The organism is Flavobacterium sp. N2550, assembly GCF_025947265.1.
Taxonomy (GTDB): Bacteria; Bacteroidota; Bacteroidia; order Flavobacteriales; family Flavobacteriaceae; genus Flavobacterium; species Flavobacterium endophyticum.
Genome location: NZ_CP110007.1, coordinates 2,850,435 through 2,873,535 on the forward strand (window position 1 = coordinate 2,850,435; position 23,101 = coordinate 2,873,535).

Annotated in this window: 17 protein-coding genes; 3 read left to right on the top strand and 14 right to left on the bottom strand. The window is 38.4% G+C overall.

Annotated elements, in window-relative coordinates:
- Nucleotide 1: 1 nt before the first annotated feature.
- The 10 genes from bshA to OLM56_RS12635 all read right to left on the bottom strand — a co-directional run bounded on the left by bshA (nucleotide 2) and on the right by OLM56_RS12635 (nucleotide 10,913).
- Entirely contained in the window at nucleotides 2-1,132 is a 1,131-nt protein-coding gene (bshA, locus tag OLM56_RS12590; RefSeq protein WP_121377116.1) for an N-acetyl-alpha-D-glucosaminyl L-malate synthase BshA, read from the bottom strand.
- 312 nt (nucleotides 1,133-1,444) lie between these two features.
- On the bottom strand, nucleotides 1,445-1,900 hold the full coding sequence (locus OLM56_RS12595; RefSeq protein ID WP_264527210.1) for a DUF1801 domain-containing protein: 456 nt from the start codon (nucleotides 1,898-1,900) through the stop codon (nucleotides 1,445-1,447).
- Nucleotides 1,901-1,918: 18 nt separating this feature from the next.
- Nucleotides 1,919-4,828: a glycoside hydrolase family 3 N-terminal domain-containing protein gene (locus OLM56_RS12600; protein ID WP_264527211.1), complete on the bottom strand. Its 2,910-nt coding sequence runs from the start codon at nucleotides 4,826-4,828 to the stop codon at nucleotides 1,919-1,921.
- Between the two features lie 17 nt (nucleotides 4,829-4,845).
- Nucleotides 4,846-5,328, bottom strand: coding sequence for an ABC transporter ATPase (locus OLM56_RS12605; RefSeq protein ID WP_264527212.1), 483 nt, complete (start codon nucleotides 5,326-5,328; stop codon nucleotides 4,846-4,848).
- 2 nt (nucleotides 5,329-5,330) lie between these two features.
- Entirely contained in the window at nucleotides 5,331-5,942 is a 612-nt protein-coding gene (locus OLM56_RS12610) for a hypothetical protein (protein WP_264527213.1), read from the bottom strand.
- A 20-nt stretch (nucleotides 5,943-5,962) separates the two neighbouring features.
- Nucleotides 5,963-6,754, bottom strand: coding sequence for a (Fe-S)-binding protein (locus tag OLM56_RS12615; RefSeq protein ID WP_121377121.1), 792 nt, complete (start codon nucleotides 6,752-6,754; stop codon nucleotides 5,963-5,965).
- A gap of 65 nt (nucleotides 6,755-6,819) precedes the next feature.
- Nucleotides 6,820-7,266 carry a phosphoheptose isomerase gene (locus OLM56_RS12620; protein ID WP_182494369.1) on the bottom strand — a complete coding sequence of 149 codons (447 nt, stop codon included), beginning with the start codon at nucleotides 7,264-7,266 and terminating at the stop codon, nucleotides 6,820-6,822.
- 94 nt (nucleotides 7,267-7,360) lie between these two features.
- On the bottom strand, nucleotides 7,361-8,689 hold the full coding sequence (locus OLM56_RS12625; RefSeq protein WP_264527214.1) for a (Fe-S)-binding protein: 1,329 nt from the start codon (nucleotides 8,687-8,689) through the stop codon (nucleotides 7,361-7,363).
- A gap of 8 nt (nucleotides 8,690-8,697) precedes the next feature.
- Nucleotides 8,698-9,657, bottom strand: a complete 960-nt coding sequence (locus OLM56_RS12630; protein WP_121377237.1) for an MlaD family protein — start codon at nucleotides 9,655-9,657, stop codon at nucleotides 8,698-8,700.
- 56 nt (nucleotides 9,658-9,713) lie between these two features.
- Nucleotides 9,714-10,913: an N-acetylmuramoyl-L-alanine amidase family protein gene (locus tag OLM56_RS12635; protein ID WP_264527215.1), complete on the bottom strand. Its 1,200-nt coding sequence runs from the start codon at nucleotides 10,911-10,913 to the stop codon at nucleotides 9,714-9,716.
- A gap of 83 nt (nucleotides 10,914-10,996) precedes the next feature.
- Here OLM56_RS12635 and OLM56_RS12640 point away from each other — a divergent pair, with 83 nt between their 5' ends.
- Together OLM56_RS12640 and OLM56_RS12645 are read left to right on the top strand one after the other, a co-directional pair.
- The gene (locus tag OLM56_RS12640; RefSeq protein WP_264527216.1) at nucleotides 10,997-13,741 is read left to right on the top strand and encodes a putative LPS assembly protein LptD; all 2,745 of its coding nucleotides are present in this window, start codon (nucleotides 10,997-10,999) and stop codon (nucleotides 13,739-13,741) included.
- Between the two features lie 11 nt (nucleotides 13,742-13,752).
- Nucleotides 13,753-14,133 (top strand): RidA family protein, encoded by a 381-nt coding sequence (locus tag OLM56_RS12645; RefSeq protein WP_121377126.1) that lies wholly within the window; start codon nucleotides 13,753-13,755, stop codon nucleotides 14,131-14,133.
- Nucleotides 14,134-14,207: 74 nt separating this feature from the next.
- Here the strand turns inward: OLM56_RS12645 and OLM56_RS12650 are convergent, their stop codons facing one another.
- The 4 genes from OLM56_RS12650 to OLM56_RS12665 all read right to left on the bottom strand — a co-directional run bounded on the left by OLM56_RS12650 (nucleotide 14,208) and on the right by OLM56_RS12665 (nucleotide 21,972).
- Nucleotides 14,208-15,056: an N-acetylglucosamine kinase gene (locus OLM56_RS12650; RefSeq protein ID WP_121377127.1), complete on the bottom strand. Its 849-nt coding sequence runs from the start codon at nucleotides 15,054-15,056 to the stop codon at nucleotides 14,208-14,210.
- A 214-nt stretch (nucleotides 15,057-15,270) separates the two neighbouring features.
- Entirely contained in the window at nucleotides 15,271-16,272 is a 1,002-nt protein-coding gene (gap, locus tag OLM56_RS12655; RefSeq protein ID WP_121377128.1) for a type I glyceraldehyde-3-phosphate dehydrogenase, read from the bottom strand.
- 113 nt (nucleotides 16,273-16,385) lie between these two features.
- Entirely contained in the window at nucleotides 16,386-17,372 is a 987-nt protein-coding gene (pfkA, locus tag OLM56_RS12660) for a 6-phosphofructokinase (RefSeq protein WP_121377129.1), read from the bottom strand.
- A gap of 169 nt (nucleotides 17,373-17,541) precedes the next feature.
- Nucleotides 17,542-21,972 (bottom strand): translocation/assembly module TamB domain-containing protein, encoded by a 4,431-nt coding sequence (locus tag OLM56_RS12665; RefSeq protein ID WP_264527217.1) that lies wholly within the window; start codon nucleotides 21,970-21,972, stop codon nucleotides 17,542-17,544.
- A gap of 106 nt (nucleotides 21,973-22,078) precedes the next feature.
- Between OLM56_RS12665 and tsaD the strand changes: the two genes are divergently transcribed.
- Nucleotides 22,079-23,101: a tRNA (adenosine(37)-N6)-threonylcarbamoyltransferase complex transferase subunit TsaD gene (gene tsaD / locus OLM56_RS12670; RefSeq protein ID WP_121377131.1), complete on the top strand. Its 1,023-nt coding sequence runs from the start codon at nucleotides 22,079-22,081 to the stop codon at nucleotides 23,099-23,101.

Sequence of the window (23,101 nt, forward strand, 5' to 3'; positions counted from 1 at the left end):
ATCATTTGTTTTTTAATGCCTTTTCGTAAATGGCTTCATACAAAGGCATGATGTTTAAAATATCAAACTGTTTTGCCACATTCAAGGCATTCTGTTTAAATTTACTCAATTCTTCGTCACTTTCCAAAATTGACAGGGCATTTTTTGCCATATCGTCTATATCTCCCACATTACTCAAATAACCTGAAACTCCGTTAAAGTTAACCTCTGGGAGTCCGCCAGAATTACTTGAAATGACAGGAACGCTACAGGCCATTGCTTCTAAAGCAGCAAGACCGAAGCTTTCTGTTTCTGAAGGAAGCAAGAATAAATCGGTATAGCAAAGAATCTTATCGATATCATTGCTGTTTCCAAAAAAGATAACTTTATCGCTAATTCCGAGTTGCTCGCATAGCATTTCTGCTTTTTCTTTTTCTGGACCTTCCCCTACCATCATCAGCTTGGCTGGAATTTTTTTCTGGATCTCGTTAAAGACTTTTACCACATCAGGAATTCTTTTTATTTCTCTAAAATTACTGATATGGGTTACAATTCGTTCGTCTTTGGAAGCCATCAATGCTCTTTGGCAAGGCGCATTTTCGTCTAATCTGTTCTTGTTGATTTCAATGAAATTTGGAATCACTTCAATTTCTTTCTTGATATCAAAAAGCTTATACGTTTCATCTTTGAGACTTTGAGACACGGATGTCACTATATCTGATTTATTGATGCTGAAAGTTACTGCCGGTTTGTAAAAAGGATGGTTTCCGACCAACGTAATATCAGTTCCATGGAGTGTCGTGACCATCGGGATTTTGATTCCTTCATGTTTCAACATCTGTTTGGCCATATATCCTGCATAAGCATGAGGAATGGCGTAATGTACATGGAGCAGCTCAATCTTATGGAGTTTGACCATATCGACAAGCTTGCTGGAAAGGGCTAGTTCATAAGGCTGGAAATGAAATAGCGGATATTCAGGAACATTAACTTCGTGATAATGGATATTCGGATTTAAAAGGGCCAGCCTCACAGGTTGGCTATACGTAATAAAGTGTATTTCGTGTCCTCTTCTGGCAAGTTCAAGGCCTAATTCTGTGGCTACTACACCGCTACCTCCAAAAGTCGGGTAACATACAATTGCAATTTTCATAATTAATCCTAAAATGAATAACGAAAGTACTCAAAAAAGTAAGGCAAAACTGAATTTCCCATAAAATTAACGCTTATACAATCTTTGAAAAAGCTAAGTTGTTTTTATAAAAATATAGCCTTAAATTAGGATAAAGTTTCCGTTAAATTCATGATTTTCACCAAATGACACGCAACCTAAAACAACTTATTGTATCCTAATGAAGTATATCTAGCTGATAGAAATTAGAATATGATTTTTAAAAGCAAGGTTTTGTTTTAGTTTTAATAAAAAAGCCAATCACAGTCTTCATGGATTGGCTTTTTTCATTTTTTATTTTCTAAATGCACTCTCATACATCTCGATCCATTTTTCCGGAGTGATTTTTCCGAGCAATTCAGCAATCAACTCATACGGAATTTGGTCCATTTTTTTGAAACGGATACAGCTTTTGCCCATGTCAAGCTTTTGTTTCGAATGTTTAGGATATTCGGCAACAAACCAATTGAGCAATTCTGGATCAGCATAGATTCCCATATGATACAAAGCTATAAAGTTTTTTTGGGAAGCTAGATTCAAGAAAGGCAATGGCATTTCTGGATTGCAATGATATCCATTAGGATAAATTGAAAACGGAACGTTGTAACAAAGCATGCCATAGTTCATACTTTCTTCAAATCCTTTTGGAAGTTTTTCAAGAATGCTATTTCGAAGTTTTCCGATAGCTTCTTTCCTATCATCAGGAAGGCTGTCTAAATATTCTTTTGGATTTTTGGCTGTTGACTGCATCTTCTAAAAAATTAAAATTTAATTCTCTATCGCATCATAGATTACTTTCTGGATATTTTCACGCACATTTTCTTTCGACAATGTATTAGGCGCGTTGGAGTCCGGATAGGTTCTGTTTGAAAGGAAAATATATACCAATTCATTTTCCGGATCAGCCCAAGCCATCGTACCTGTAAATCCGGTATGCCCAAAACTTGATTTCGAAGCACAGCCACATGTCGGACCTGTAGTTCCAGGTAATTGTTGCTTGTCAAATCCTAGTCCTCTCCTATTTCCTTCTTTGCAATAATAACAGGTATTAAAGGCATCAAAAGTAGCTGGAGTGAAAAACTGCACGCCGCCATAGTTTCCTTTTTGAAGATACATCTGCATCATTTTGGCGAGATCCATTGAGTTTGAAAAAATTCCGGCATGACCACCGACACCGTCCTGCATGGCCGCAGCCATATCATGCACATAACCTTGGATCGTCTGGTATCTGAAATAATTATCTACTTCTGTAGGTGGAATGATACTCATGTCAAATTTCCTCAAAGGATTATAAGTCGTATTATTAGCGCCAAGTTTTTTATAAAAATTTTCTTCAGAGAGCACATCTAGCTTTTTTCCAGTTTCTTTTTCAAGATATTCTTTTAGGATTATAAATGTAAAATCGCTGTATTTGTATTCTTTTTTAGGCAAGAGCTTACTCTCGGCTATTTTCTTTATGATCGTATCTTCGTAATCGTTTCTCAAGAATAAATTTTCTGCTACTTGCATTGAAAATTCAGGAGTTAATGTATTCTTATAATATTTTTCGCTTGGTTTTTTGTCAGCATTCAGAGTAGCTTGATAAAATGGAATCCAAGCTTGTAGCCTGGCATAATGCGATAGCAGTTCCTTAAACGTGATGTTCTTTTTATCGGTATCTGCAAACACAGGAAGCATCGTCCCCAATTTTGTCTCTAAAGTGATTTTTTTCTGGTCGTATAATTGCATGACATCAGGCAGAGTAGAAACCATTTTTGTTAAAGAAGCCACATCATATAAGTCTGAATTTTTGACTTTCACTTCGTTTTTATAATCGTGATATCCGTATGATTTCTGGTAGACAACTTTTCCTTTTCTGGCTACTAAAACTTGTATTCCAGGTGTCATCTGCCTTTCGATCGCATTATTGGCAATACGGTCGATTTTTTCCAATGCTTTTGAATTCATGCCTACATTTTCAGCGATTGTAAATCCAAGTCGGTTGAGTTTTTTTGTTTTTAAGCCATCATTCACCTTAAAGTTAGTGCCGATAGAAACCGGAAGTTTTCCTTTTGATTCGATAGCACCAAAAATAAGCTGCGCGGAAACATTCTGCGCTACATCGCTGTTTTGGTACGAAACAACTAAACCTTCGATATCAGTAAAAGAATTAATCGGCAAAAGCGAATAAGGCTTCGTGAAAATATCTAAAATGACCTTATTATTTTTAGAAATCTCTTGTATCTTGACAAGCTCATCTACCGTAAAATCGTGCTTTTTCCAAGCACCATCTGCCTTATGATATCCGATTATGACAGTGGTGTAATTTTTCAGCTCATTCATCAAAAGATGCAAGCTATCGTTAGAAACTTCTGTCACTTCAGTATATTGCTTCAACGTGTTTAGGAAAGAAGAATTGGTATCGTCTCCTAATTTTACGTAAGCTATCTTTTCGTTTTCAACATCCTTGATCGGAAGGATTTCGTTTTCGTTTTTTAATACCGTAACAGCATTTTCATACAATTGATATTGCAATGCCTGTGCTTCCGCATTATTTAAATCATCATATAAATATGGAATTTCGATTGGTTTATAATTGTTCAGTCCTGCCATATATTTATATCGCAATATCTTTTTTACGGAATACTCCAATCTTTTTTCAGAAATAACCGTATCCTGAATAGCAACACAGATTTTTTCCAAAGCCAACGGAACATTTTCAGCAAAAAGCAAAATATCGTTTCCTGCTAAAAAAGCTTCCAAATCGATATCGCCTGGCTGTTTGAAATTCGTTGCTCCTTTCATATTCAAGGCATCAGTGAAAATAAGTCCTTTGAAATGAAGCTCATTTTGGAGCACGTTGGTAACTACATTATAGGAAAGCGATGTCGGATAATTTTCTCTAGGTTCCAAGCTCGGAACGTTCAAATGCGCTACCATAACGCTCGCCAACCCTTCCCTGAACAATCGTTTGTACGGATAGAACTCAACATCATTTATTCTTTGTTTTGAAAAGTTAACCATCGGAAGCGTATGGTGCGAATCGGTTTCCGTGTCACCATGTCCTGGGAAATGTTTTCCTGTTGCAAAAACGCCTTGATTTTGAATACCTTTCATTAAGGCAAGTGCTCTCTCAGTAACGTTCATCTTGTCTTCGCCAAAAGAACGGTTTCCGATAATTGGGTTTTTGGGATTGGTATTGATGTCTAGAACAGGTGCAAAATTGAACTGTATTCCCATCCTTCTGCTTTGCAGTCCGTATTTTTCGCCTACCTTTTCAATCAGCTTCATGTCTTGGATCGCACCAAGCGTCATGTTCCAAGGATAACGTATCACAGAATCCAAACGCATTGCTAGTCCCCATTCGGCATCAATTCCGACAAAAAGCGGCACTTTCGATTTGGACTGGAAACGGTTGGTAAGTTTTGCCTGGCGTACTGGTCCGCCTTGGAAGAAAATCACGCCACCAATGTGTTGTTCTCTTATGAGTTTGTCAATAGCATTCGTGTGTACGCTATCTTTATTGGAATAGGCTGCCACCATAAAAAGCTGCCCTATTCTTTCCTGCATCGTCATTTTATTATAGATGCTGTCGACCCAGATTATTTCTTTGGTTCTGTCTAAATTTAATTTAGGTTCATGGAGCTGTGAAAATGCAATCTGACTGAAGAACAGTAAGGCAATAATAAAATATCTCATTCAAAAAAAGTTTGTTTTTAGAAAAAACGGCTATGCCAGCTTTCATGTGCTGGAACTTCCCAATATTCATGCCATTCCCCTACAGTATTAACGAGATTATTAAAAACAATTGTATTTGCAGAAACTGCTTTTTCTTTAGCCATTTTTTTAAATTCGACCAAAGGTTTGTGTGCAATGTGTTCGCCAAGCTTGAACGTGACGTTCATCTTATCCAGCAAATCAACATTGTATTTTTTTTCTAATTCTTGTATGAATTGTACTGAACTATCAATAGAACAGCCTGTTGCTGATTGAACTTCTTGGTTCACAGCCAATATGATGAATCGATTGTAACGCAACTGATAAGAAGCTTCTAGGCCCGTTCCGTGAGCCGCCCAGCTTTCAACAAAAGCTTTTACGTCAGATTCAATTTCAGCCATCTCATCATCTGAAAATTTTCTGTTTGATTGGTAAATCCAGATTCGTGATTCGTCTGGCAAATTTTCAAAAGGAATGTACATAATTATATTTTTTTTATGCCTTGGATTACTTTGTAATATCTGAAATCCTTGGCTTTTACGTCGTAAAATTCTTGTTCCCAGTAATCCACGGAAACTTTATCGTTTTTCTTTAATTTGTTTTCGATCAGAAGATTGGAGTCTTCAAAAAATGTCAGCATCAACATCGTATGGTTTCTTCCTGAATTATCCTTGATTACTACTGTAAGGAATTGCTCAGGCTTTATTTCCACGATACGCCCTTCAACAGTCGAATGTTCTTGTTCTACTTCTGTAGAATCTATCTCAGACATGCCCATTTCTGCCAGCGACATCAATACATCCGGACAAATTCCGGCCATTTTCATTCCTACATCGCCACCGAGTTTTTCCATAGCACCGTCAGCTTCCATCACATTTCCGTATTTTGCTGTCACTTCTTTCTCGTGATTTGAAAAGCTTGAGATAATGCACAATCCCAATTCCATCTGCATTTTTTGCGAATCGGCTCCTTTTAGCGTTTCTTTTTTACCGCCTGCACAAGAGCAAACTTCTTTGGCCATTATATCAAGGATATCTTGACTTTGGGCATTACTGAAAAATAATGCAAATGCAAATACGAGTAGTGATTTCTTCATAATGTAATTGGGTTTATGACTTACAGATCTTTAGCGTTTGCGATTAATTCCGCTATATCCATAACTTTAACTTCGGCTTCTTTTTCTTTATTTTTGACACCATCCGTAAGCATTGTATTGCAGAACGGACAACCAGCAGCGATAATTTGCGGAGCGGTTTCAAGAGCATCTTCGGTTCGTTCGATATTGACTTCTTTATTTCCTGGCTCGGCATCTTTAAACATCTGGGCGCCTCCTGCTCCGCAGCACAAGCCATTGGCTTTGGAACGTTTCATTTCGACAAGCTCAACATCAAGCTTTTCGATCAATTCGCGTGGTGCTTCGTAGATTTTATTGGCTCTTCCAAGATAGCAAGGATCGTGGAACGTAATTCTTTTTCCCTTGAACTGTCCACCCTCAATCGTCAGCCTTCCTTCATCCAAAAGGGATTTTAAAAATTGCGTATGATGAACTACTTCGTAAGTTCCTCCTAATTCAGGGTATTCGTTTTTCAACGTATTAAAGCAGTGCGGACAGGCCGTTACTATTTTTTTAGCTTCGTAAGCGTTCAAAACTTCAATATTCATCATGGCCTGCATCTGAAACAGAAATTCGTTTCCGGCTCTTTTAGCAGGATCACCTGTACAGCTTTCTTCTGTTCCGAGAACTGCAAAGGAAACTTCGGCCCTGTTTAGTATTCTAACAAAAGCTTTGGTAATTTTTTTTGCTCTATCGTCAAAGCTTCCGGCACAGCCTACCCAGAAAAGAACTTCTGGCTGTTTTCCTTGAGCTAACATTTCGGCCATTGTAGGCACTGATAAAACTTCTGACATATATTTTATTGTTAGATTGTTAGATTGGCAGGCGTTAAATTCGCCTAAAAATCAAATAACCAAATTTATTCGTGTTGTCCGTCATCAAAAACTTGTATGGTCACTTCTTTGTCCACCAAGTCTGTAAATTTTCCTCTATAGCGGGTAGCTTTAACCAAATGATTGTCTATCCAATGGTAGTTTCCACCACGAGGTTTTCCCATTACCATTCCGTGATATTTAAAGCCGTGTATTTTTAGCCATTGCTCCGTCACTTCGCGATGTGCTTCGGTTCTTGACGTAAAAAAGAAAATAATATGACCTTCGTCATACCATCTGTTTAATGTAGCAAGCGCATCAGGATACACTTCAGCAGTCAGCATTCTTTCGGGTTGTTCGTTTGGAATATCGTCGCAGATGGTTCCGTCAATATCAATAAGGTAGTTTTTAATTCCTTCAGGCAATATTGGGCTGATTTGCTCTCCGTCTTGAGTAGCTGCTACTAAGTTTTTATCGATATCTTCAGTCTTCATATTATTCTAAATTCTAGTTTGATGTATTGCCTGCTAGTTGCAAGGGCGGAAGTCTTATTGTTTTTCAAGAAGACCAATTCAGAAATGCCTTCTCTTAGTTTTCGTTTTTCCAGTTCAATCGGTCTTGCTGACTGTATTGCCATGGCGCTCCGTTGTTCTCTACGTTTGTCATCATCGCATTCAACGACATCGGCGCAGCACTTTGTTCCATGACCAAGTAACGTCTCATGTCCATAATAATTGAAAGCGGACTGATATTTACTGGACATTCTTCAACGCAGGCGTTACAGCTTGTACAAGCCCATAGCTCTTCTGGAGTAATATAATCGTTTAGTAAAGTCTTATTATCTGGAATAAAAACGCCTTTATTGGCGTCGATATTTCTTCCTACTTCTTCCATCCTGTCGCGCGTATCCATCATTATTTTTCTAGGCGACAGTTTCTTTCCTGTAATATTTGCAGGGCATGAAGACGTACAACGACCGCATTCTGTACACGTATAGGCATTAAGCAATTGAACCCAGTTCAAATCTTGTACATCGCTGGCTCCAAATTTTGTAGGAGCTGCATCAGCATCAGCGGGCGGTGCTGCAAATGGATCGGCATTAGGATCCATCATCAGTTTTACTTCTTTTGTTACCGATTCAAGGTTGTTGAATTTCCCAAGAGGATTTAGGTCTGCAAAATAGGTGTTTGGAAAAGCCAAAAGAATGTGCAAGTGTTTTGAGAAGTACAGGTAGTTCATGAAAATCAAAATTCCTGTAATATGCGTCCACCAAAAAACTCGCTCCAGAATGATAAGCGTACCTGTTTGCATACCGCTGAATATCGGTGCTATAAATTGGCTTATCGGGAAAGCTCCAGCTTTTATAAAATGTGGCGCTCCTTTTTCTTGTAAAGCCAAGTCAGATGCATTCATCAACAAGAAAAGAGCCATCAAGGCTATTTCAAAATAAAGGATATAATTGGCATCGCCTTTTGGCCATCCTTTCAAATCATTATGAACAAATCTCTTAAGCTTGATAATGTTTCTTCGTATCAAAAACGTAATGACCGCAAATAGAACCAATATGGCCAATATCTCAAAAGAACCAATCAACACATCGTATGCAGTACCCATAAAAGCAAAGACACGGTGCGTACCAAAAAGTCCGTCGATAATGATTTCTAATAATTCTATATTGATGATTACGAATCCAATATAGACAATAATATGAAGTATTCCTGCAATAGGACGTTTTACCATTTTAGATTGGCCCAAAGCTATTCGGACCATGTTGGCCCAGCGTTCGCTTTTATTGTCAGAACGATCTACATCCTGACCTAATTTGATATTGCGAACAAGCTTTTTTACGTTTGATATGAAATATCCAAAACCAAGACCCAGTAAAACTGCAAATAATATATTATCTATATAGCCCATGAGCTTTCTTAATTTTTAATAGTATCTTTTACCTTTTTAGGCTCTACATAAGGTGTTGCTTTTTTTCCAAAAACAGAAAAATGCACATAACGCTTAGGATTGTTTTTCAAATCGGCTAGCAACTGTTTCAATTCCAATGACGCGCCTTCAAGATTTTTATACATTCCTTCGTCTTTAAGCAGTTTTCCTAAAGAACCTTTTCCAGCTTGCACATCGTTGATAATATTGTCAACATTCGCCAATGATTTTTCTAGTTTTTTCACGGCTTGGCCTAAGTTAGCCTGTGCCAAAGAATCAGATAGCTTCGAAAAGTTTGCCGACGTATGGTCTAAATTAGCAAACGTACCATCAATTTTTGTCTTGTTATCCGCAATTAATGAATTGATTCCTTTGGCCGCTTGGCTGAATTCTTTCATTGTTGAAGCTAATTCCGCAATAGAAGCTTGTAAATTTTCTTGTGTCTTTTTATCAAATATGTTGTTGATGCTTACCAGCAAGCTGTCAGCCGACACAACCGTTTTCTCTACTTTTGTCTGAAGCGGTGAAAGCTTGTCGCCTAAAGACGAAAGCATTCCCGGTTTTATGTTTGTAGATAACGTCTGTCCGTCTTCTGCTTCTGAAGGATCTTTGAAATTTGGAATGATGGCGATATTTTTTCCGCCAATAAAACTTGGTTCATAGATCGTAGCAATGCTAGATTTCGATATCGGAAAATCAGTCTTCACTTGAATTTCTACAAGAAGTTTTCCGTTATCGCTCAACGTTATACTATTCACCTTGCCCACGGCAAGACCGTTGATTGTTACGGGAGCTGAAGGAGCCAGTCCTTCTACTTCATCGTATACGGCGTAAAATGTCTTATAATCGTTAAAAAGATCTCTTCCTTTTAAAAAACTATATCCCCAAATAAATAATAATATTGAGGAAATTACTAAAATGGCTGTTTTGACTTCTCTAGATATTTTCAAAGCTTTGGTGTTTTTAAACAAATTTAAATTAAATATTTCAAATGCATTCCAAAAAGCTATTTTAATGCTTCTTGTATGCTGATTTTTTTGCCATTCTTAAAGGCAATAAGATAGGATGAAGTAAATCCTTTTGCTTTGGCATCTTGTACCAGCTGTTTTGCTTTCTCATAATCGCTGGTTTCGCCATACATGTATTTGTAAAGATTTCCTTCCGAAATCATAGAAATATTATCCAATCCTTTAAAGTTGCTCGGAACTAAGTCCAGTTTGGTACCGCTTGCCGATATCTGCACTTTGAAAATAACTCCTTTAGAATCATTTTTTGTTTCTGTGCTAACCGTCGGAGTTTTTACTTCTGGTTTCTTTGTGTCTGGAACTTTCGCCACTGGAGCTTTAGCGCTGTCTTTCTTAACAGGCGTAACAACTTCTTTCGGTCTTTCAACTCTCAAAGCTTCTTTGTCAATCTTGTTTTCTACAGACGTACCTCCGTAATATTCTTTTTTATAGCCCATGATGGCATCTGCTATCGCTTTTGCAATTTCGTTTTGTCCTTCTTCCGAATTCAAATACTGCCCTTCTGTCTTATTAGATAAAAAGCCCATCTCAATCAAGATGCTTGGCATTGAGGTCTTGTGCAATACCATGAATGGCGCTTGCTTAACGCCTCGGCTTTTACGGCTCAACTGCTGGGTAAAATTATCTTGTATCTTGCTGGCTACAGCAATACTGTGATCTAAGTGTTCTTCTTGAATGAGCGTAATCCCGATCAAAGATTCTGGCGATTTCGGGTCATAACCTGCGTATTTTACCTTATAGTCCGCTTCAAGCGTAATTACTTCGTTCTCATTTTTGGCGACTTCAAGATTCGATTTTACTTTAGTAAGACCCATAACATAGGTCTCGGTACCGAAAGCTTCAGAATTTGGATTGGAATTGCAATGCACCGAAACAAACAAATCGGCATTCGCTCTGTTGGCAATATTAGCACGTTCTACCAGTTCAATAAATACATCTGTACTTCTAGTGAAAACTACGTCTACATTAGGTTGCTTATCCAGCAGCCTGCCTACTTTTAAGACAACTGCCAACGCTATGTTCTTTTCAACAAAATTATTCTTTACGGCTCCAAAATCTTTTGCACCATGACCAGCATCAAGAACTACTTTAAATTTTTCACCGGATTGACCAAAAGCGGTAAAAGATACAATACAGGCTAATAAGGCGAACGAACGTTTGAATTTCTTATGGATGTACATATTTCGCTAAAGTTAATTTTAATAAAAATGCTATGGTTATAATTTTGATATTTCCTTATTTTTGATGAAAAATATATGTAAGTTTGGCACGTCAAAAATTAAGCCATATTTTTACAAAAATAGTATTTAAACCTTTGCGCACAAACTTATTTCATATCGTTTTATCAGCAATTTTCCTAACATTAGGAAGTGCAGAAGCATATTCACAAGAAGGGAAAAACAAAACCACGACAATACCCGCTGAAAAACAGCCTTCTACAAAAAAAGACTCTACAAAAGTCAGCCTTTCCGAAATTATAAAACCAGCCGATTCTACTGCCCAAGATACGCTAAAACCCAAGAAAACCTTCCTCGAAAGCAAAGTAAAACGCAAGGCGGTGGATTATGAAAAAATGGACCAGAAGAAAAAACTTCTTACTCTTTATAACCAAGCGGAACTTTATTACCAAGATTTTGAGCTCAAGGCAGGAATTATCGTCATGGACTATGAAAAGAATGAAGTTTATGCCGGAAGGATTAAAGATTCGCTCGGAAATTATACGCAACGTCCTGTTTTTAAGCAAGGAAGCAATGTTATCGAACCTGATTCGATCCGCTTTAACACGGTAACGAAAAAAGCTTTGGTATGGAATTCCAGGTCTACTCAAGGCGAATTGAATATCAAGGGAGAGATTACGAAAAAAGAAAACGATTCTGTTTATTTCATCAAAAACGCAAGAATCACCACCTCAAAAAATATTGACGATCCTGAATATTATTTTTTAGCTCGAAAATTAAAGCTCGTACCCGGAAAAAAAGTCGTTGTGGGATTGACCAACATGGTTATTGCGGACGTACCGACTCCTTTGGGAATTCCTTTTGCTTTTTTTCCAATGTCAAACAAAGGAACTTCAGGATTGATACTTCCCTCGCCTAACGACTCGAACAGACAAGGGTTTTCATTACAAAACGGAGGAATCTATCTCGCGCTCTCGGACAATTATGATTTAGCGGTCATGGGCGACTACTATACGAACGGAAGTTATGCGATGCGTTTTGAGTCAAGCTACGCCAAACGATACAAGTTTCGCGGCAACCTGAACGTACGTTTTGAAAACCAGATCGAGAGTGAACGAGGCTTTCCGGATTATGCCAAGACGACGCAGTACAACATCCAGTGGTCGCATACACAAGATGCTAAATCCAATCCAAATTCGAGATTCTCGGCTTCTGTCAACTTGGGAAGCAGTAAATACTACCAGCAATCTTTAAACCAGTCTAACGTTGGTTCTGCCTTGAATAATACGCTGAGTTCTTCTGTTTCTTTTTCAAAGACTTTTAATACGGTGCCGCAGGTGAATATGTCGATTACTGCTACCCACTCTCAAAATACGCAGACTGAAACCATCAACATGACCCTTCCTACATTCCAAGGAAGCGTTGACAGGATTTTTCCTTTTGCTTCAGAAGATGAAATCAAGAAAGGCTTTATAAAAAACATCAACTTTCAATACAACCTAAACGCCCAAAACCAGATTACGACTAAAGATTCGTTGTTTTTCAAGCCTCAGATGTTTAGAGATGCTAGAGTTGGTTTCCAGCACTCTATTCCGATCAGTACCAACTTCAAGATTTTCAAGTATTTCAGCGTTTCTGCGGGAGGAAATTACAACGAAGTATGGTATATGAAAACCATCGAAAAACGATTCAATGAAGCTACGCAAAAAGTCGATAATGTTGATATCAGAGGATTTGACGCTTTCAGAACCTATAACTTCTCTTCCAGCATCGGTACGACAATTTACGGTACATTCAATTTTGGAGAGAAAAAGAAGATACAGGCCATCCGTCACGTCATGAGACCGTCTGTTTCTTACAGCTACACGCCTAGCTTTGCTAAATATTACGATACTTACGATCCCGACGGAAGCGGTACAATGCTAAAAGAATATACCCGTTTTGAAGGCGGAATTTATGGAGCACCAGGCAAAGGTGTTTCGAACAACATCGGATTCAGCTTGAGCAATACTTTTGAAGCGAAGGTGACTGACAAAGACAGTACTAAGACTGAGCCTAAAAAAGTAATGTTGCTTAACAATTTGAACTTCTCGACTTCTTACGACATGACGGCAGATTCGCTTAAACTGGCTCCTTTGAGAGTAAGTGGCGGAACAACATTGCTTGAAGATAAAATGAATGTCAACTTTGCAGCAACGCTTGATCCTTATGCGCTGGATAATGCCAACAGAAGAATCGACATGTTCAACATTGACAACGGAGGAAGTTTATTCCGTTTATCAAGTGCCAACATCACGATTAATTATTCTTTCTCGAGCAAAGATGGCACCGATGAAAACGACCGTTCTGATCCTTTGAAAAACCAAGGATTGAGAAATGGAGGTCGCGAAGATGATTTGTTTGGAACTGCAAGGGATTTAGGCGACAGCAGGCAGAGCCAGTTTAATGATGAAGACACCGAAAAGGCCGAAAAAAGAACGACTTTTTATAAGGCCCTGCTCCCGTGGGACCTGCGCCTCGCCTACTCGCTGACCTATAGCAATTCGACCCGACAGAACGAAATAACCAACAATTCCCTGATGGTTTCTGGAAATATTGACCTGACGCCGCGATGGAAAGTCGGGATTTCTACAGGATACGATTTCGTGCAGGATGGAGTCACGTTCACCCAGCTTCGTTTCGAAAGAGATCTGTTAAGCTGGAGGATGGATTTCAACTGGATTCCGATTGGAGATTATACTTCTTGGGGATTCTTTATCGGAATCAAGTCGTCTGTATTGAGCGATATCAAATGGGACAAGAGAAAACAACCGGATAAAAGACTTCGTTAATTCAATCGTATATGAAAAAAATAATTTTTACAGAAAAAGCTCCAGCTCCAATAGGGCCATACAATCAGGCTGTATCTTTCGGAAATATGCTTTTTACGTCTGGACAGATTGCTATCAATCCTGAAACAGGCGACTTGGTACTCGACGACATCGAGACAGAAACCAAACAAGTAATGGAGAACATGAAAGCCGTTCTTGAAGAAGCCGGAATGACCTTTGAAAACGTAATAAAAACTTCTATTTTTATTATGGACATGAACAATTTCGCAAAAATAAATACTGTTTACGGAAGCTATTTTGATGAAAAGACAGCGCCTGCCAGAGAAACTGTGCAGGTAGCCGGATTACCAAAAGGCGTGAATGTCGAGATTTCGATGATAGCGATGAAATAAATAGCGCTGGTTTAAAATAACAAAAAGGCTCAATAATTATTGAGCCTTTTTTAATGTCGGTATAAAACCAAAACTTAGTTAATCCTGTGGTATTCTATCAGTCCGTCAATCGGTCTTCTTAAAACATTTCCTATTTTCAAACCGTTCTTTTCCAAGACAAGCTTTAATTCGTCTTTCAGGTAGAAAGCGATGGAGCCTACAAAATGAATCGGAACTTCATGGCAGTCTTCAAACTGCGTAATATAGTTGTCTACAAAAGTCTGCATGGCCTCAAAAACCAATTGCTGGATAAATTCTTCATCCTTGTGTTGGATCAGGAATTTCGCAAAGGTTGCTAGATAAGCGTTCGGATTGGCCTGCTTATAAAGATGGTTCTTGATTACGTCGGCATCCAAATCATATTCTTTTTCAAAAAGAGAAGCGAGTTTTTTCGGCATCTTGCCAAAATAATAAGCGCGAATCAAGTCTCTTCCAAAGCGGTTACCGCTACAATCGTCCATGGCAATATAGCCAAGCGACTGCACTTTTTGGTGCAATTCTTCTCCATCAAAATAGCTGCAGTTTGAACCTGTACCTAAGATGGAGATGATTGATCTTTCGTTGGTCGGATTGGTCGCATAGGCCGCCGCATATGTATCTTCTTTAACAGATACTTCCGCGTTTGGGAAAAACTCCCTGAAAGTCTCAGAAAGCGAATTTTTCATTCTGTCAGTTCCGCATCCTGCTCCATAGAAAAAAAGGTGCGTGACTGCTTTTCTATTGTGATAGATATCGAAACGGTCTTCCAAACGCTCGATAACTTCTTTTTTGTCTAAAACTTCAGGATTCAATCCTAAAGATTGCGTGGTGAACAACTTGTTTCCATTATCATCTAATGCAATCCAATCTGCTTTTGTTGAGCCACTGTCTACTAATAATTTCATTTATGGTCGTTAGTTAATTTCGTATTATGGGCAGAAATAAGAACACCTTTCTCTCTTATTTCCGATTCCGAATTTTAAACAAATCTTGCGCTATATACAGTTCGATTCTGAAACTAAAATACGGAAAAAATAGTTGGCATAAATCGGTATTGATTTGTTGCCGAAAAAATAAAAAAGTCCCGCCAAATTAATGACGGGACAATTCAATTATTAATTACAGTTGCGCGATATGTACAGATAGGTCAATCAATTTGCTTGAGTATCCGTATTCGTTGTCGTACCAAGAAACAATTTTAAAGAAAGTTGAGTTTAGTCCGATTCCAGCCTTAGCATCAACGATAGAAGTGCGAGAATCAGAGATAAAATCTTGAGAAACCACATCATCTTCAGTATATCCGATAATGTTTTTATAGTCTGTTTCAGAAGCATTTTTCAATACTTTCATTATTTCTTCGTAAGTAGTTTCTTTTTGAAGTTTTACAGTCAAATCCACAACAGAAACGTCTGCGTTTGGAACACGCATCGACATACCTGTTAATTTTCCATTCAATTCTGGAATTACTTTTCCTACTGCTTTTGCAGCACCTGTTGAAGCTGGAATAATATTTAAAAGGGCAGCTCTTCCGCCACGGAAATCTTTGCGAGAAGGTCCGTCAACTGTCAATTGCGTTGCAGTCGTAGCGTGGATAGTTGTCATCAAACCTTCAACGATTCCGAAGTTGTCATTGATAACTTTTGCCAATGGCGCCAAACAGTTGGTCGTACAAGACGCATTTGATACAATCGTGTCAGATGCTGTTGCTTTGGTATGGTTCACGCCCATCACGAACATTGGAGCGTCTGCCGAAGGAGCCGAGATCACTACTTTTTTAGCGCCTCCTTTGATGTGGGCATTGGCTGTTTCAAGAGTCGTGAAGATTCCTGTACATTCTGCTACTACATCCACTCCTACTTCGTCCCATTTTAATGTCGATGGGTCTTTTTCTGCTGTAACACGAATTTGTCTGTCGTTTACGAAAAGCTTTCCGTCTTTCACTTCTACCTTTCCTGCAAAACGGCCGTGTACTGAATCATATTTTAAAAGGTAAGCCAAATGCTCAACATCTAATAAATCGTTGATGGCTACTACTTCTACATTATCTCTATTGAAGGTTTCTCTAAAAACGATTCTACCAATTCTACCGAAACCGTTTATTCCTAATTTTACTTTTGACATTTTTTTGCTTGCTTAGGGCTTCAAGCTTGCGCTTTTAGCCGATTATGTAATTTGTTTATTTTGCTTGTTTGAAAAGAAATACACTGCCAGATGTATTTCAAAGAAGGGAATTATTATGTTGTCATGATGTCTGACACTCTCAATAATTCTCTGTCGATTTGCGAATGTCCTTTGATAGCTTGTTCTAAAGGAGTCAGTTCGATCTTGTCGTTTAGTAGTCCGACCATATAGTTGCTTTTTCCATCCAAGATAGATTCTACAGCTTTTACGCCCAGACGACTTGCCAAGACACGGTCGAAACAAGAAGGAGCGCCTCCACGTTGCATGTGTCCTAACACAGAAACACGCACATCGTATTCTGGCATATTTTCTTCCACGTAATCTTTTAGCTCGAAAACATTCTTGCCAATCTTATCGCCTTCTGCGATGACTACGATACTTGAAGATTTTCCTGATAATTTACTTTTGCGAAGTGATTCCAATAGCCTTTCTAATCCTAAATCCTCTTCCGGAATAAGGATTTCTTCTGCTCCTGCACCGATACCTGCATTCAAGGCAATATGCCCAGCATCACGCCCCATAACCTCTACAAAGAACAGTCGGTTGTGCGAGCTCGCCGTATCTCTAATCTTATCGATTACTTCTACGACCGTATTCAAAGCCGTGTCATAGCCTAATGTATGAGTAGTTCCGAATATATCATTGTCGATAGTTCCAGGAATTCCGATGACAGGGAAACCGTATTCTTTATTAAAAACAAGGCCACCAGTGAAACTTCCATCACCGCCGATAACCACCAAAGCTTCCACTCCAGCGTCAACCAAGTTGGCATGGGCTTTCTTTCTGCCTTCTTCGGTCATGAACTCTTTCGAGCGGGCTGACTTTAAGATCGTTCCTCCTTTGTTAATGATATTGTTTACGCTACGAGGTCCCATTTCCTTAAAATCGCCTTCAATCATTCCTTGGTATCCTCTGTAAATCCCGACGCATTCAATATTATGATAGGCACAGGTTCTGACTACAGAACGAATTGCGGCATTCATTCCAGGGGAATCTCCTCCAGAAGTCAGCACGCCGATTTTTTTTATTGTTTTTGACATTTATTTGCTATTAATAATGTAAAATTAGCAAACATATATTACTTTAAAGGTAGGGTTTTTAATAATTTAGGAAACAATTAGAATTTCAATCGATTTCGTTGATAAGTTTTTATTTCCATCTCCTAGAAGTTGATAATTTTTGTAAATTAAAGGAAAAATTGGAGCACATTTATTCCGATTCTGGAACTTTTTGCTGTTCCGTTTTTGGATTTTCGGTCTTTTTTCTTCTGTCCTGAGTCCATTGAATAAAGTCTGGCGATAGGTCAGAATCCGGAACATGATCGGCAGCATTTTCTTTTTCTTCTTTGGTCTTGATATTGAAAATCTTATACCACAGTTCTTTTAAGGTATCAAAATCGACTTCGTAGGAAACTCCAAGCCCTTGCGTATAGCCGATGCCTTCCCCTATATAGTTGATGTCGTTTTCACGATTGAATACCCTCAAGTTTAAAGTTCCGTCTTCGTTTACTCTATATTTTACTTCGACGTTACCTACAATAACCGACTGGTTTACCCCACCTACGGGAACTCCGACTTTTCCATCTATAGAAATTCGTTCGTTAATCTGTGTCGTGATTGCAATTCCGAATTGGCTGCTGGTTTCGGCAGTCGGCGTTCTATCTGCCATCTGATAATCCAGAGCTACTGTAAACTTACCGTCTTCGTCTTGGAAAAGGTCATTGAACAATCCGCTCGCTCTTTCGAATAAGCTTCCATAAACTGCGCTTCCTGCATTTTCAGAACTCAAAAAATTACCCGTACCCAAAAGCGAAAGCGCTTGGTTGACACGCGTATCTTTATCGTCAAGCTTTACTTGCAATTCCGATTTCAATACCGAGCTTACCGTTGGAAAATTAATGGTAAAATCGGGCTCAGGATTCATCAAGTTGCCTGTAAGTCCGATTACGACTTCTACTGGTACTTTTCTGTTGAATGAAGCATTATCTTGCAAAACGGCTGGGTTTGCCTGCGTCTTATAAATTGCGTCGATATTCAGACGGGCACGAAGCGGATCTCCGTCCCAAGAAATAGAACTTCCTTTCTTCACCAAGAATTTTTTATCAATGATACCACCGTATTTGAAGTTGTATTCTCCTTCCCTCACTTGATAATCGCCCCACATATTGAATTTTCCGAGAGTACTAATTTCCAGCCTCATAGTTCCGTCACCTTTGCCTTTCAGCGCATGTCCTGTATTTCTATCGATGATAATCTCTATTTCTGCTTCAGGCGTGATCTTCAAGTCGAATTGCAGCTCAAGACCCGAATTATTCACGACCTGTTCGACTATACCATTTTCTTGATTGTATTTTTCTTTCGGACTCAAGAACTTTATGAAAGTATTATTGCCCACACCTGATGCGCTATTGATCGGAATCTTGATTGCAGTTCCTTGTTTGGATTCTGCATCAACCGTAATCAGCAATCCGTTTGTAGGGCCTTTTATAGAAGCTGTTCCGGCGATAAAGGCTGTACCGAAATACATGGCATCATCGGAATCTTTCGTATCCAAAGCCAATAATCTATCCGACTTTATGTTGAGATCTAGCACCCATTTTTTGAAATTTTGGTGTTTGATGCTTCCCGTCAGATAACCTTTTGTATTGTATTTGGTGTCGGTCATTCTTGCATCGTTAAAACGAAATTGGTTTTCCGTCAAGTCAACGATCGAACGTTCGTCAAACTCATAGTCGACGTTAAGGTATGGCACTTTCAGTCCAACTTCGTCTAAGAATAGCCTTCCATTAATCTGTGGATCTTTCAAGGTTCCTGCAAAATTGGCATTCCCTGAAGCAAATCCTCGAATTCTTGAAATAACATTTCCGCCTAGCGGACTCAATGCTCCAAGGTTAAATCTGTTAAACTTAAAATCTAGATCAAAAAGCGTCTGCTTGTTCAATATGCCGATATCTCCAGTTATTATAAAGTTTTCTACGTCGTTGTTTTGCAATACTGAGTTGACGCTGAAACGATTCAGGTTTTCATTTCCTTGTATCTTCACAGACAGGTCACCCAAGGCGATTTCATTGACATGCAGACTGTCGATTGTAATTGTTGATGTAGGCTGGTAGACTGTTTTGTTTTGCCTAAAGTCGATTTCTCCATTCAGGTTTCCTTCTACCCGAAGGCTGTCCATAGAGGGCAATAACTTACCTAAACTGACATCATTAAAGCTAAGCTTGATATCTTTATAGGTACTATCTCGCATAATACCTTCTAGCTCAATTCGCTGGTTGTTGTGCGTCATCAAAATGTTTTCAATAGAGAAATTTTTAAACTTCTTATCAAATACAATCTTGTTGTCGTTTGCATCATTTTCGTTCAAGAACCACATATAGTCCTTGATATTTACTTCCGACTTTTTGATACCGACAACGTTGTTGTTCTTTTCGTCAATCGTATGGTAGACGTTCAGATTAAAAAAGTCCTTGCTTTCTTTGCCTCCTTTAAACTCTGTTCTAAAAAAGAGCGTGTCTTCCAACTTTACGTTAATAGTACTGAAATTCGAAATCTTGTATCGTTTGGTCTTGATACTGTCCATTTCGATATACGCATTGTAAAGCGGATTTTGATTGTCAATTTCCAACGAAACTTTGTCAAAATAATTGCCATAGGCTTCAATCTCCGGCGAATCAAAATTCATCTTGAACTCATTAGAGTCGGAAGTCATTTTTCCAGAAACGACCGTATTAGTTCCTATCGAGACATCAGGAAGGAAAACCTCTACAAGTTTATTGTATATCGAAAGATTAAAATCTAAAAACTGCCCTGGCTTGACTTTATTGGGCTTATAGTTGGTATATAAACTACCAATAGCATTTTCTATAATTTTTGGCACCTGCCTGAATTCGTATTTCCCAACAATCTGCCCTTTGATAATATCAGGCGAGTTGATCGAAATAGTACGCACCCTATTTTCGTCAAAGCGTGATTGTATCGTAAAATCATCAAAGAAATAAATGTCTTTTTGGTTTTGGTAAGATGTCTGGGAAATAGCAATATCGCCGTACATATTGTCGATGCTGTTTCCTGTAACCTGCATCATGATATCTCCCTTGAAAAGCGAAATAGAGTCTCTTTTGACCAGCTGCAGCTTGTTTAAATCGGCATAATCGATTAAGGCATGGAAATCATAACGGTTTTCTCTTTTGCTCAAGTCTACCAAGCCTTTGAAATCCATTTTAAGATTTTCATCATTTATGAGTACCGTTCCTTGAAATAAAGGATTTTTAAAAGTTCCATCGATTTCAATATTCTTGTAGTTGTATTTTTTGAAATTCAGGCTATAGACGGTACCGCTTACTTTGGTATCTAAGAATTTTCGCGTGAATCCTTTTCCTTCTACTTCTAAATCCAGCGTAACAGCACCAAAATCTTTCTGTCTTAAAAATCTTCCGATATTAAATTTTTCGAAATTTATATTCCCTTTATATGAAGCATTGTCAATATTATCAATGTCAAAAAGCTGCAAGTCTGCCGCAAGCTCCCCAATGGCAGTTGTCAGATAGATATCCGCTTTTACGTCCGTTTTGGTAACTTCTGCATTTCCTGTAATATCAAAATCACCTAAATATTCCAACGAAGAAGGAAGTTTTTCACCAAGAATTCTTGGTAAAATGCCTTTCAGGTTAGCATAATCAGAGGACAGTCGCTTAAAATCTCCTCGGATAAGAAAAGCATTCTTGTCAGGATTAAAAAGATTCTTAAAGTTGATATCTCCTACAATTCGAGAATGATTGTCTACCACCAATTTCAGGTTGCGGGTGTAGAAATCATTCATGCTTCCGCTTAAGATCGTAGAAAAGTTAAACTTTTTGTTTTTGCCGAATTCATTGTAGAAATGGTTCAAGTCATTTGTGGAAATCGAGGCCGAATCCACATCTACATCAAAATGCACTTTATTCACAAAGTCGGCAAGCCCACCTTCTTTATAAGTCAGTACGACATTGCCTTTCAAGTTGGATTCTTTTGTAAAAAGGTTAAGTTCTTTCAACAAGATGCTTTCTTTAGAGTAGCTGAATTTTCCTGTCAGATCTTTGACAAACAGCCCTCTATGGTCTTGGAATGCTAGTTTTTTTATTTCTGTGGTAATGTCGCTTCCGTAAATCTTGAACTTGCGTACACTGGCGTCCATCTTCGTAAAATCGACGCTTGTTTTAGTGACAGCATTTTCATTCGTCACCTTAAAATGACTCTTGGTCAGATAGATATTATCCGCATTCAGCTGGAAAGGTTTTGGAGATTTCTTTCCTGTTTCAAATAATTTTACAAAAACATTGATGTTGGATTCCTTTTCGCCTTTATAATTCTTAAGATTAAAGAAGAGCTTGTCTGCATAAATATCTCCAAAAATCAAATCCCCAGATTTTAGTTTCTTGAAGCTTAAGATATTGGTCTTTATGGAATTTGCATAAATCAGTGTATCTTTGTGATGGTCCCTAATGAGTACCGTTTTCAGCTTTACACCGCCGAAAATCGAAACAGCAACCTGATCAACGTTGATATCTGTTCCGTAATCTTCGTTTAAAGTTTCGGTAACGTAATGTGCAATTTTAGTCTGTACAAAAGGGAGCGAAAGCGCAATGCCGAGTAGCAGCAAAAGTAGGATTATACCCAGTAAGGTACGAAATACTATTTTTTTAAATTTTTTGATACTCTTAATTGTTTTATTTTTGTCAAATATAATTCAAAATCCGTGCCCTTTTATGGGAAATAACTCTCTTTTTATATTGGCCATCGAAAGTTCTTGCGATGATACTGCAGCCGCCGTCCTGCAAGACAACAAAGTCTTGTCGAATGTTGTTGCAAATCAGAGCATTCACGGCGAATATGGCGGTGTCGTTCCCGAGCTTGCTTCGAGAGCCCATCAGCAAAATATCGTTCCTGTTATCGAGATGGCTATTCGTAAAGCAAATATCGATAAAAATCAATTAAATGCAATAGCTTTTACGCAAGGTCCTGGGCTCATGGGATCGTTGCTGGTAGGGAGTTCTTTTGCCAAATCGTTGTCTTTGGCTTTAAAGATTCCATTGATTGCGGTCAACCATATGCATGCCCATATCTTGGCCCATTTTATTGAAGAAGAAGGTTATGATAAACCTGAGTTTCCTTTCTTGGCTTTGACCATCAGCGGCGGACATACACAGATCGTTAAAGTAAACAACTTTTTTGATATGGAAATTATCGGAGAAACTACTGATGATGCTGTTGGCGAAGCTTTTGACAAGAGTGCTAAAATATTGGGGCTTCCCTATCCTGGAGGGCCTTTGGTTGACAAATATGCGAAGCTAGGGAACCCGAAAGCTTTTCCGTTCACGAAACCAAAAGTACCTGGGCTTGATTTCAGCTTCAGCGGACTGAAAACGGCTGTCTTATATTTCATTCAGAAAAATGTAAAGGAAAATCCGAATTTTATAGACGAAAATCTGAATGATATCTGCGCATCGATACAATATACGATTATCCAGATTTTGATGGACAAATTAAAACTTGCAGTCGCACAAACCGGAATAAAACAGATTGCCATCGGCGGCGGCGTTTCGGCTAATTCTGGAATCCGACAAACGCTGAAAGAAGCAGAAAAAAAATACGGATGGAAAACATTTATTCCTAAATTCGAATATACAACCGATAACGCAGCCATGATTGGAATTGTCGGATATCAAAAATACCTTTCTTCAAAATTTGAAGACAACTCAGTGGTTTCTAAAGCACGAATTGATTTTTAA

Bases quoted from the DNA above. Each gene is read 5' to 3' on its own strand.
- bshA (WP_121377116.1), bottom strand. From the start codon at position 1,132: ATGAAAATTGCAATTGTATGTTACCCGACTTTTGGAGGTAGCGGTGTA.
- OLM56_RS12595 (WP_264527210.1), bottom strand. From the start codon at position 1,900: ATGCAGTCAACAGCCAAAAATCCAAAAGAATATTTAGACAGCCTTCCT.
- OLM56_RS12600 (WP_264527211.1), bottom strand. From the start codon at position 4,828: ATGAGATATTTTATTATTGCCTTACTGTTCTTCAGTCAGATTGCATTT.
- OLM56_RS12605 (WP_264527212.1), bottom strand. From the start codon at position 5,328: ATGTACATTCCTTTTGAAAATTTGCCAGACGAATCACGAATCTGGATT.
- OLM56_RS12610 (WP_264527213.1), bottom strand. From the start codon at position 5,942: ATGAAGAAATCACTACTCGTATTTGCATTTGCATTATTTTTCAGTAAT.
- OLM56_RS12615 (WP_121377121.1), bottom strand. From the start codon at position 6,754: ATGTCAGAAGTTTTATCAGTGCCTACAATGGCCGAAATGTTAGCTCAA.
- OLM56_RS12620 (WP_182494369.1), bottom strand. From the start codon at position 7,266: ATGAAGACTGAAGATATCGATAAAAACTTAGTAGCAGCTACTCAAGAC.
- OLM56_RS12625 (WP_264527214.1), bottom strand. From the start codon at position 8,689: ATGGGCTATATAGATAATATATTATTTGCAGTTTTACTGGGTCTTGGT.
- OLM56_RS12635 (WP_264527215.1), bottom strand. From the start codon at position 10,913: ATGTACATCCATAAGAAATTCAAACGTTCGTTCGCCTTATTAGCCTGT.
- OLM56_RS12645 (WP_121377126.1), top strand. From the start codon at position 13,753: ATGAAAAAAATAATTTTTACAGAAAAAGCTCCAGCTCCAATAGGGCCA.
- OLM56_RS12650 (WP_121377127.1), bottom strand. From the start codon at position 15,056: ATGAAATTATTAGTAGACAGTGGCTCAACAAAAGCAGATTGGATTGCA.
- gap (WP_121377128.1), bottom strand. From the start codon at position 16,272: ATGTCAAAAGTAAAATTAGGAATAAACGGTTTCGGTAGAATTGGTAGA.
- pfkA (WP_121377129.1), bottom strand. From the start codon at position 17,372: ATGTCAAAAACAATAAAAAAAATCGGCGTGCTGACTTCTGGAGGAGAT.
- tsaD (WP_121377131.1), top strand. From the start codon at position 22,079: ATGGGAAATAACTCTCTTTTTATATTGGCCATCGAAAGTTCTTGCGAT.